At 67.7% G+C, this 10,218-nt stretch carries 7 protein-coding genes and 1 pseudogene; 4 read left to right on the top strand and 4 right to left on the bottom strand.

Annotated features, from left to right (window positions below; translation table 11 throughout):
- The 4 genes and pseudogenes from ABZD10_RS02120 to ABZD10_RS02105 all read left to right on the top strand — a co-directional run.
- A pseudogene (locus ABZD10_RS02120) lies at positions 1–443 on the top strand (cobaltochelatase subunit CobS); the annotation flags it as partial.
- A 175-nt stretch (positions 444–618) separates the two neighbouring features.
- Positions 619–2,493 (top strand): cobaltochelatase subunit CobT, encoded by a 1,875-nt coding sequence (gene cobT / locus ABZD10_RS02115; RefSeq protein ID WP_372884449.1) that lies wholly within the window; start codon positions 619–621, stop codon positions 2,491–2,493.
- A 110-nt stretch (positions 2,494–2,603) separates the two neighbouring features.
- Positions 2,604–4,409, top strand: a complete 1,806-nt coding sequence (locus ABZD10_RS02110; protein WP_372884451.1) for an aminopeptidase P family protein — start codon at positions 2,604–2,606, stop codon at positions 4,407–4,409.
- A gap of 38 nt (positions 4,410–4,447) precedes the next feature.
- Positions 4,448–4,792 (top strand): DUF427 domain-containing protein, encoded by a 345-nt coding sequence (locus tag ABZD10_RS02105; RefSeq protein WP_372884448.1) that lies wholly within the window; start codon positions 4,448–4,450, stop codon positions 4,790–4,792.
- Positions 4,793–4,819: 27 nt separating this feature from the next.
- On the opposite strand, the gene ABZD10_RS02100 is transcribed toward ABZD10_RS02105, so the two are convergent.
- From ABZD10_RS02100 to lpxC, 4 genes are all read right to left on the bottom strand, one after another.
- Positions 4,820–6,508 (bottom strand): chloride channel protein, encoded by a 1,689-nt coding sequence (locus ABZD10_RS02100; RefSeq protein ID WP_372884447.1) that lies wholly within the window; start codon positions 6,506–6,508, stop codon positions 4,820–4,822.
- Between the two features lie 88 nt (positions 6,509–6,596).
- The gene (recN, locus tag ABZD10_RS02095; protein ID WP_372884446.1) at positions 6,597–8,243 is read right to left on the bottom strand and encodes a DNA repair protein RecN; all 1,647 of its coding nucleotides are present in this window, start codon (positions 8,241–8,243) and stop codon (positions 6,597–6,599) included.
- 27 nt (positions 8,244–8,270) lie between these two features.
- Positions 8,271–9,125: an outer membrane protein assembly factor BamD gene (locus ABZD10_RS02090; protein ID WP_372884445.1), complete on the bottom strand. Its 855-nt coding sequence runs from the start codon at positions 9,123–9,125 to the stop codon at positions 8,271–8,273.
- 107 nt (positions 9,126–9,232) lie between these two features.
- A complete protein-coding gene (gene lpxC / locus ABZD10_RS02085; RefSeq protein WP_372884444.1) occupies positions 9,233–10,153 on the bottom strand; it encodes a UDP-3-O-acyl-N-acetylglucosamine deacetylase in 921 nt (306 codons plus the stop codon).
- Between the last annotated feature and the right edge of the window lie 65 nt (positions 10,154–10,218).

Here is a 10,218-nt window from a genome sequence, read left to right as displayed (position 1 = left end):
TTGCCACCGCCAACACGGTCGGCCTTGGCGACACCACCGGGCTCTATCACGGTGTGCAGCAGATCAACCAGGCGCAGATGGACCGCTGGTCGCTGGTGGCGACGCTGAACTACCTGTCGATCGATGCCGAGACCAATATCGTGCTGTCGAAGAACCCGCATTACAACACAGAGGCCGGGCGCAAGAAAGTGCACCAGATGGTGACCGTCGCCGACCTCACCCGCACCGCCTTCATGAACGGCGATCTGTCGACGGTGATGAGCCCGCGCACGGTGATCACCTGGGCCGAAAACGCCGAGATCTTCCGCGACGTCGGCTATGCCTTCCGCCTCACCTTCCTCAACAAATGCGACGAGCTCGAGCGCCAGACCGTGGCCGAGTTCTACCAGCGCCTGTTCGACGAGGAACTGCCGGAAAGCGCGGCCAGCGTGAGTCTGGGGTGAGCCGCCTGCCACGCATATCATCTGCGTGGATCAACCGGGCCTTGGTTTCCGGTATAACTGAGATGTGCAAGGGCCGGCGGCTGCCGCCGGTCAGCGCCGGGCCCGCTCCCCACAGGGCGAGCGCTTCTCGCTCCCTCTGTTGGGCCGGACGCTGCCCTCTGGTATTGGTGCTGTGATGAAAAAACCCAACGACAACCCCGCCGATCCGTTCAAGAAGGCGCTGGCCGAGGCCACCAAGGTCCTGGCCGACAACCCGGAACTGTCGGTCAGCTTCACCGTCGACCCCTCGGGCATCTCGGGCGAACAGGTGCGCCTGCCGCAGGTCAGCCGCCGCATGACCCGCGACGAGGTGCTGCTGGCGCGCGGCACCGCCGACGCGCTGGCCTTGAACCTCAGGTATCACGACGCCGAGACCCACGCCAAATATGCCCCGCAGCAGGGCATGGCGCGCGATCTCTACGAGGCGATGGAAACCGCCCGCTGCGAGGCCATGGGCGCCCGCGACATGCCGGGCACGGCGGGCAATATCGACGCCAAGATCGAACATGAGGCGCGCGGGCGCGGCTATGACCAGATCACCAGCGCCTCGGATGCGCCGCTGGCCACCGCCGCCGGCTATCTGATCCGCCACCTCGCCACCGGGCGCGACATGCCGCCCGCCGCCGCCAATGTGATGGAGCTGTGGCGCGGCTATATCGAGCAGAGTGCCGGCGCGCATCTGGGCGATCTTTCCGAGACACTGTCCGACCAGCAGGGTTTTGCCCGCTTTGCCCGCCAGATCATCGAGGATCTCGGCTATGGCGACCAGCTGGGCGAGGATCCGGACGCCGAGGACGAGGATCAGGAGGACGACGGCGAAGAGGCCGAGGAACAGCCCGATCCCGACTCGACCGGTCAGGATGACAGCCAGGATGACGACGCCGAGGCCAGCCCCGAACAGTCCCAGGACGAGCAGCAGGACATGTCCGAGGCCCAGGTGTCGATGGACGAGATGTCCGACGAGGAGATGGGCGAGGATATCGAGATGCCCGAGGGCGAGGCGCCGCTCGAGCCGCCGGCGCCACAGCCCATTTCCGATGCCGACCCGAACTATGTGGTGTTCCGGACCGAATTTGACGAAGAGATCGCCGCCGAGGATCTGGCCGAGCCGATCGAGCTCGAGCGCCTGCGCGCCTATCTCGACCAGCAGCTGGAACCGCTGAAAGGCGCGGTGTCGCGGCTAGCCAACAAGTTGCAGCGCCGCCTGCAGGCGCAGCAGAACCGGTCGTGGGAGTTCGACCTCGAAGAGGGCATCCTTGATGCCGGCCGTCTGGCGCGCGTGGTGGCCAACCCGACCACGCCCCTGTCCTTCAAACAGGAGAAAGACACCGAGTTCCGCGATACGGTGGTGACGCTGCTTCTGGACAATTCCGGCTCGATGCGCGGTCGGCCGATTTCGATCGCCGCGATCTGCGCCGACGTGCTGGCGCGCACCCTCGAGCGCTGCAGCGTCAAGGTCGAGATCCTCGGCTTCACCACCCGCGCCTGGAAAGGCGGCCAGAGCCGCGAGCAATGGCTGAACGAGGGCCGCCCGCAACAGCCGGGACGGCTCAACGATCTGCGCCACATCATCTACAAATCCGCCGACGCGCCCTGGCGCCGGTCGCGCGACAATCTCGGCTTGATGATGAAAGAGGGGCTGCTCAAAGAAAACATCGACGGCGAGGCGCTGGAATGGGCGCATCGGCGGATGATCATGCGCCCCGAGGCGCGCAAGATCCTGATGGTGATTTCCGACGGGGCGCCGGTGGATGATTCCACGCTGTCGGTGAACCCGGCCAATTATCTGGAAAAGCACCTGCGCGACGTGATCGCCATGGTGGAGAAACGCAAGGCGGTGGAATTGCTGGCAATCGGCATCGGCCATGACGTGACCCGCTATTACCAGCGCGCGGTGACCATCACCGATGTCGAGCAGCTGGCCGGGGCGATGACCGAGCAGCTGGCCGGGCTGTTCGACAGCGATCCGCGCAAACGGGCGCGGGTGCTGGGGATGAAACGGGTCGGCTGAGGGCGGCCGGTGGCAGGGGCGCTGCCCCTCACGTCCAAAATGCAGGCATTTTGGACGCTCACCCCGGGATATTTGCGGCAAGAGAAAAAGCCATTGGGGGGCCTGACGTGATGTTGCAGAGTTTCGAGACCACCTCGGATCCGGCGCAGGGGGCCGGGCGGCTCGCCGCCCTGAGGGCCCATCTGGCCGGGCTCGGGGTTGACGGCTACCTGGTGCCGCGCGCCGATGCCCATCAGGGCGAATACGTGGCGCCGCGCGATGATCGGCTGGCCTGGCTCACCGGGTTTACCGGCTCGGCCGGCTTCTGCGCCGTGCTGCCCGACCGGGCCGGCGTCTTCATCGACGGGCGCTATCGCGAACAGGTGCGCACACAGGTCGACCCGGCGCATTTCACCCCGGTGCCCTGGCCCGAGACCCGGCTCGCGGACTGGCTGCGCGAACATCTTCCCGAGGGCGGCCGGATCGGCCATGACCCGCTGTTTCACACCGCCGGCGAGATCGCGACGCTGCGCGAAGAGCTGGCCGGCAGCGGCATCGCGCTGGTGGCCTGCGAGGATGCGATCGCTGCGGTCTGGCCGGACCAGCCGGCACCGCCGCTCGGCGCGGTCGGCATCTACCCCGAGGCGCTGGCCGGAGAAAGCCATGCCGCGAAACGCACCCGGCTGGCCAAGGTCTTGCAGGAGGCCGGGCAAAGCGCCGCGGTGCTGACACTGCCGGATTCCATCGCCTGGCTGCTCAACATCCGCGGCGCCGACATCCCGCGCAACCCGGTGGCGCACGGCTTCGCCATTCTCCATGCCGATGCCCGCGTCACCCTGTTCATCGACGCGCGCAAGCTGAGCGCGGCGGTGCGCGCCCATCTCGGCGAGGCGGTGCGGATCGAACCCCTCGAGGGTTTCGAGGCTCATCTTGCCGCCGCCAAGGGGCCCCTGCGGCTCGATCGCGCGAGCGTGCCGGCGCGGGTGCCGGATCTGCTCGACCAAAAGGGCGTGGCGTATGAATGGGGCGCCGACCCCTGCGCCCTGCCCAAGGCGCGCAAGTCCGAGGCCGAGATTGCCGCCACCGCGCAGGCGCATCTGCGCGACGGCGCGGCCATGTGCGAGTTCCTGTGCTGGTATGACGCCCATGCCGAGAGCGGGATCAGCGAGATCGACCTCGTCACCCGGCTCGAGCAGTGCCGGCGCGACACCGGGGCGCTCTTGGACATCAGCTTCGACACCATTGCCGGCAGCGGCCCCAATGGCGCGGTGATCCATTACCGGGTGACCGAGGCCAGCAACCGCAGCCTGCAAGGCGGCGATCTGGTGGTGCTGGACAGTGGCGGCCAGTATCTCGACGGCACCACCGACATCACCCGCACCCTGCCGGTGGGCGATGTGGGCGCCGAGGAAAAGGCCGCCTTTACCCGGGTTCTGAAAGGCATGATCGCGGTCTCGCGCCTGGTCTGGCCACGCGGGCTGGCCGGGCAGCACCTCGAGGCCGTGGGCCGGGTGCCGCTGTGGCAGGCGGGGCAGGATTTCGACCACGGGCTGGGCCATGGTGTCGGGGTCTATCTCTGCGTGCACGAGGGGCCGCAGCGGCTGAGCCGGATCAGCGATGTGCCGCTGGAGCCGGGCATGATCCTGTCCAACGAACCGGGCTATTACCGGCCCGGCGCCTTCGGCATCCGCATCGAGAACCTTGTGGTGGTGCGCCCCGCAGCGCCGCCCGAGGGCGGTGACGCGCAGCGCCGGATGCTGTGCTTCGAGACCCTGACCTGGTGCCCGATCGACCGCCGGCTGATCCTGCCCGAACTGCTGACCGGGGCCGAGCGCGACTGGATCGACGCCTATCACGCGACGTGCCGTCAGAAGCTGTCGCCGCGGCTGGCAAAAGCGACGCAAACATGGTTGGATCGGGCCACCGCGCCGCTATGAAGGACGGCGCAAGCCACGTTAGCCCGGGAGATCCGCCGATGAGCCGAACCATCACCATCCGCAAGGCCGAAGGCGTCTGGTCGGTGCGCGCCGGCGGCGCCGTTCTCGGCGAAAGCCGCAACGCGCTGGAACTTTGCGAGGCGGAGCTGCCGCCGGTGATCTATTTCCCGCGCGAGGACATCGCCATGGCCTTTCTCGACCGCAGCGACCACACCAGCCATTGCCCGTGGAAGGGCGACGCCAGCTATTACTCGATCGTCACCAAGAGCCAGACGCTGAAGGACCGGGTCTGGAGCTATGAGGCGCCGCTGGAAGCGGTGGCACGGATCAAGGATCACCTGGCGTTCTACAGCGTCGACGGGATCGCGGTCGAACGCATCTGAGCCGAGCCATTGCCCTGCTTGTGATCCTCAGCTGTGTTCCTCGGCCGCCGTGGCGGCCAGGGCGCGGTTATAGGCCTTGAGCGCATCGACATGGAACAGGGCGCCAAGCAGCTCCGGCGGCTGGTCCTCTCCGGCCAGTGTCACCACCGGGATAAAGGCCAGCCCGGATTTCTCGAAGATCGGCATCGCCGCCTCGAGCGTGGCATTGGCGTCGACATAGACCCCGTCGGAGATCATCTTCCAGCAGGCCTCCGGGGGGGCGGCACGGGGGTCGTCCTTGCCGCGCATCACGCCCGCCACCCGGAACAGCGACAACAGGTACATCTGCGGCCCCGCCGCCACATGGATGTTGCGCCTTTCGAGCTGGGTCAGGAAGAACGAGCGGTCGACCAGCCGCGAGCCGAGCGCGGTCGAGATCGACACCGCCACCATCACCGCCAGCCCGGTCTGCCAGTCGCCGGTCAGCTCGAAGACGATCAGCGTGGTCGAGATCGGCGCCCCCAGCACCGCCGCCGCCACCGCGCCCATACCCGCCAGAGCGTAAAGCGTGACATTGCCCGACACATCCGGGAACACGCTGGTGGCGATCCAGCCAAAGGCCAGCCCGGTCAGCGCCCCGACCATCAGCGAGGGCGAGAACACCCCGCCGCCCATACGGCCCGCCATGGTCACCGAGACCGCGATCACCTTGAGCACGCAGAAGACGATGGCCTCATGCAGCAGCAATTCGCCGGTCAGCGCTGCCGAAGTGGTCTCGTAGCCGACGCCGATGATATGCGGGAACCAGATCGCCATCACCCCGAGCAGCCCGCCCGAGACCGCCGGGCGCAGCCAGCGCGGCAGGCCGGTGCGGTCCTGAATATGGCTGGCCATGTCCTCGGCCCAGAAGATCGTCCACATCAGCGCCACCGAGACAAAGCCGCAGAGCCCGCCGAGCAGCAGAAAGGCCGGCAGTTCCTGATAGAATTGCAAGGCCCCCGAGACCGGCAGGTGGAACTCGGTCACATCGCCGAACTCCAGCCGCGAGATCACCGTGCCGGCGACGCTGGCGATCACGATCGGCGCAAAGGCGTGCACCGCGAAATGGCGCAGCACCACCTCGAGCGCGAACAGCGCCCCGGCGATCGGCGCGTTGAACGAGGCCGAGACCGCCGCCGCCACCGCGCAGCCCAACAGGTCGCGCCCGGTGATGCCGTCGGCCTTGATCCAGTTGCTGACCCAGGTCGAGATCACCCCGGCCATATGCACCACCGGCCCCTCGCGCCCCGAAGAGCCGCCCGAGCTGAGGGTGATCAGCGAGGCAAAGGCCGAGGCGACGCCGGCGGTGCGTTCCACCCGGCCCTCGCGCAGCGCCGCGCCCTCGATCACCTCGGCCACGGTGCGCACCCGCCCGTCGGGGGTGAACCGGTGCAGGATCAGCCCGACCACGAGCCCGCCGACCACCGGCACGATCACCAGCCAGTACCATGGCAGGTGATCCGCGAAACTGTGCAGGTGCAGGACGTCGTCGGTGCCGTAAAGCAGCGCCTGAAGGGCATCGATTCCCTTGCGGAAAAACAGCGCCGCGAAACCGGCGAGAATTCCGATCAGCAGGCTGATGAGCCAGAACTGGAACTGGCTCGGCCCCTTTTCGATCAGCACGCGCCAGCCGCCACGGCAGGTCCTGACCGCGTCGTCCAGGCTTTCGCCCAGGAAGGATCGAAAGGAATTGGCCATACCCGTCACCGGCACCGATTGCTTTATCAAGCTCTAGGATGATTTCGGCACAAAGGCAAAGGGTTGGCGTCGCGCCTTCACCTGTTTCCTAGCCCAGAAGCGCCCGCGCCGCCGCCCGTGCCTCTTCGGTGATCGTATCGCCCGAGAGCATGCGCGCGATCTCGTCGATCCGCGCCGGCGGGTCCAGCGCCACCACCTCGGACAGGGTGCAATCATCGACCACGCGCTTGGCGACCTGCCAGTGATGGCCACCAAGGGCCGCCACCTGCGGCGAATGGGTCACCACCAGCACCTGTCCACCATGTGCCAGTGCCGCCAGCCGCCGCCCCACCGCATCCGCCGTGGCGCCGCCGACTCCGCGGTCGATCTCGTCGAAGATCATGGTCACGCCGCCGGCATCGCCCGCCAGGCAGACCTTGAGCGCCAGCAGGAAGCGGCTGAGTTCGCCGCCCGAGGCGATCTTGGCCAGCGGGCCGGCCGGGGCGCCGGGGTTGGTGGCGACGCAGAAGGCGACCTGATCGCTGCCGTCGGGGCCCGCCTCACCGGCCGCCAGGGCGGTCTGGAACAGCGCGCGCTCCATCTTCAGCGGCGCCAGTTCGGCGCCGACCGCAGCGTCGAGCCGGGTCGCCGCCTCGGCGCGGGCCGCGCTCAGCGCCGCCGCCGCCCGGTCATAGCGCGCCTGGGCCGCGTCCAGCGCCGCCCCGAGCCCGGCCAGCTGCCCGGCGCCCGCGTCCAGCGCCTCGAGCTTGGCGCGCAGATCGGCGGCGAAATCCCCCAGCGCGTCCGGCGCCACGCCGTGCTTGCGCGCCAGCCCCCGGATCGCGAACAGCCGTTCCTCGGTCTGCTCAAGCTGGTGCGGGTCGAAATCCAGCGCCTCGAGACAGCGTTCGACCCCGTCCACCGCTTCGCCAAGCTCGCTCAACGCCCGTTCCAGCGCCGCCAGCGGCGCCTCGAGATGGCCGGCGGTGCCCTCGGCGGCCTCGTCAAGCCAGCGCAGCGCGTCGCCCATCGCCCCCTCGGCGCCGTCGGGGCCAAGGGCGCCATGGGCCCGGCCGACGCTGGCCCGCACCCGTTCGGCGCCCTGCATCAGGCGCCGCCGTTCGTCCAGCTCGGCCTCTTCGCCGGGGCCCGGATCAAGCTGGTCCAGCTCGGCCACCGCATGGCGCAGGAAATCCTCTTCGGCGCGCACCGCCTCGACCGCTGCCTGCGCCGTCTCCAGCGCCCTGGTCGCCGCGCCGCGCGCCTGCCACGCCGCCCGGGTCTCGGCGCGCAGCTCGGACAGCCCGCCGAATGCATCCAGCAGGTCGCGATGCCCGCGCGGGTTCAGAAGGCCACGGTCGTCATGCTGCCCGTGCAGCTCGACCAGCGTGTCGGATAGCCGGCGCAGCACTTCGCCGGAACAGCGCCGGTCATTGACCCATGCGGTCTTGCGCCCGTCGCGCCCGTTGACCCGGCGCAGGATCAGCTCACTGCCGCCCGGTAGCCCGGCCTCGTCGAGAACCGCATGGGCGGCGTGGCCGGCGGGCAGGTCGAACACCGCCACCACCTCGCCCTGCTCGGCGCCCTGACGCACCAGTTCCGCCCTTCCGCGCCAGCCGAGAACGAAGCCCAGCGAATCCAGCAGGATCGACTTGCCGGCCCCGGTCTCCCCGGTCAGCACGTTCAGCCCCGGCTGGAAGGCCAGTTCCAGCCGGTCGATAATCAGCATGTCCCTTATGTCAAGCGAACGCAGCATGCGACTTTCCCGACGCCCCTGCCCGTGTCAGAGCCAGTCGCCCCTGACGGTCTGACGATAGATCTGGCTCAGCCAGCTGCTGCCCTCTTCCTTGGGGAACAGCCCTTCGGCGGTGAGCAGACCATAGCTGTCCTCGTACCATTCGGTCGACTGGTAGTTGTGCCCGAGGATGGCGCCGGCGGTCTGGGCCTCGTCGGTCAGGCCCAGCGACAGATAGGCCTCGACCAGCCGGTGCAGCGCCTCGGGGGTCTGGGTGGTGGTCTGGAAATCCTCGACCACGATCCGGAAACGGCTGATCGCCGCCGCGAAATGGCCGCGCCGCAGGTAGAAGCGCCCGACCTCCATCTCCTTGCTCGCCAGATGGTCGAAGGCAAGGTCGAACTTCAGCTTGGCGGCATTGGCGTATTCGCTGTCGGGATAGGTCTCGATCACCTTGCGCAGCTCTTGCAGGGCCTCGAAGGTCAGCTTCTGGTCGCGGCCGACCTCGTCGATCTGGTCGTAATAGGTCAGCGCCAGCAGATACTGGGCATAGGCCGCGTCATCGTCGGCCGGGTAGAAATCCATGAACCGCTGCGCGGCGGCGCGGCTTTGTTCGTAATCCTCGGCCTTGTGATAGGAAAAGGCCTGCATGATGAGCCCGCGCTTGGTCCATTCCGAATAGGGATAGAGCCGTTCGATCTCGGAGAAGAAATAGCCCGCATCCTCGGGCTTGTTGCGCGCCAGTTCGAATTCGCCGCGTTCAAAGATCTGTTCGGCGGTGAAGGTCTCCATCGGGATCTTGCCGCGCCGGACCTGTTCCGAGGTGCTGTTGCCGCAAGAGGCGAGAATCGCGACCGTCAGTACCGCACCAAGCAATTTGCCCCGCGATCCAAAGCCCGTCATGCTGCTCTACCTCTTGATCCGTTGCGGCAGGTTCCTGCCCTTTGACAAGCTGTTAGCACAGAAAATTGCGGTGCAAAACGACTTTGACAGGAATCCGCCGATCGGTGTCAGGCGACGGCGGGGATTTCCGCCAGATGCACGCCGGCGCCGGGAAGGCGGGCAGCGGTGCGGGCATCGCATTCGACGATGCGCAGGGCACCGGGGGTGGCGAACAGGGTGCGCAGCAGTTCGTTGGTCAGCGCGTGCCCGGCGCGGATGCCGGTATAGCGGCCCAGAATCGGCGCGCCGGCAAGGTAGAGATCGCCGAGCGCATCGAGCATCTTGTGGCGCACCGCCTCGTCGGCATGGCGCAGCCCGCCGGGGCTCAGCACCGCGTCGCCGTCGACCACGACGGCGTTTTCCAGGGTGCCGCCAAGCGCCAGCCCGTTGGCATGCATCGCCTCGACGTCTTCCTTGCGGCAGAAGGTGCGGCTGTCGCAAAGCTCGCGCACGAAACTTCCGTTGGCCATGGTCAGCGACTTGTCCTGGATGCCGATGGCCTCATCGGCGAAATCGATGTGAAAGTCGATGCTCAGGCCCGGCGCGGGGGCCAGCGAGGCCGAGGCCGCACCACGTTGCACGGTGACGGTCTTGAGAATTTCCAGCGCCCGCACCGGCACCGTCTGCGCCACCAGCCCGGCTTCGAGAATGGCGCGCACGAAGGGGGCCGCGCTGCCATCGAGGATCGGCACTTCCGGGCCGTCGATCTCGATCAGCGCGTTGTGCACGCCGGTACCGGCGAGCGCCGCCATCACATGTTCGATGGTCGATACGGAACTGCCGGCGCCATTGATGATGCGGGTGCAAAGCGCGGTCTGCTCCACCGCGTCCCAGCGCGCCGGGATCAGCGCATCCCCGATCAGAATATCCGCACGGCGAAACCAGATGCCGTAGTCCGCCGAAGCCGGGTGGATGACCATATGCACGGGTTTACCCGAATGCAGCCCGACCCCGGTGAAGTGAATGGATGATTTGACCGTGTTTTGCACGTTGTTCCCCAGATGGCACGGCCTGTCCCCACGCGACCGCACCTTGGAGGTAAAGGACGCCCCCC

Source organism: Shimia sp., from assembly GCF_041624275.1.
In the GTDB taxonomy this organism is placed as follows: Bacteria; Pseudomonadota; Alphaproteobacteria; order Rhodobacterales; family Rhodobacteraceae; genus Shimia.
The sequence above is the reverse complement of the archived record's forward strand: the minus strand, read 5'-3'. Positions and strand labels throughout refer to the sequence as shown.

Excerpts from the sequence above, each read along its gene's own strand:
- cobT (WP_372884449.1), top strand. The coding sequence starts at position 619 with ATGAAAAAACCCAACGACAACCCCGCCGATCCGTTCAAGAAGGCGCTG.
- ABZD10_RS02110 (WP_372884451.1), top strand. The coding sequence starts at position 2,604 with ATGTTGCAGAGTTTCGAGACCACCTCGGATCCGGCGCAGGGGGCCGGG.
- ABZD10_RS02105 (WP_372884448.1), top strand. The coding sequence starts at position 4,448 with ATGAGCCGAACCATCACCATCCGCAAGGCCGAAGGCGTCTGGTCGGTG.
- ABZD10_RS02100 (WP_372884447.1), bottom strand. The coding sequence starts at position 6,508 with ATGGCCAATTCCTTTCGATCCTTCCTGGGCGAAAGCCTGGACGACGCG.
- recN (WP_372884446.1), bottom strand. The coding sequence starts at position 8,243 with ATGCTGCGTTCGCTTGACATAAGGGACATGCTGATTATCGACCGGCTG.
- ABZD10_RS02090 (WP_372884445.1), bottom strand. The coding sequence starts at position 9,125 with ATGACGGGCTTTGGATCGCGGGGCAAATTGCTTGGTGCGGTACTGACG.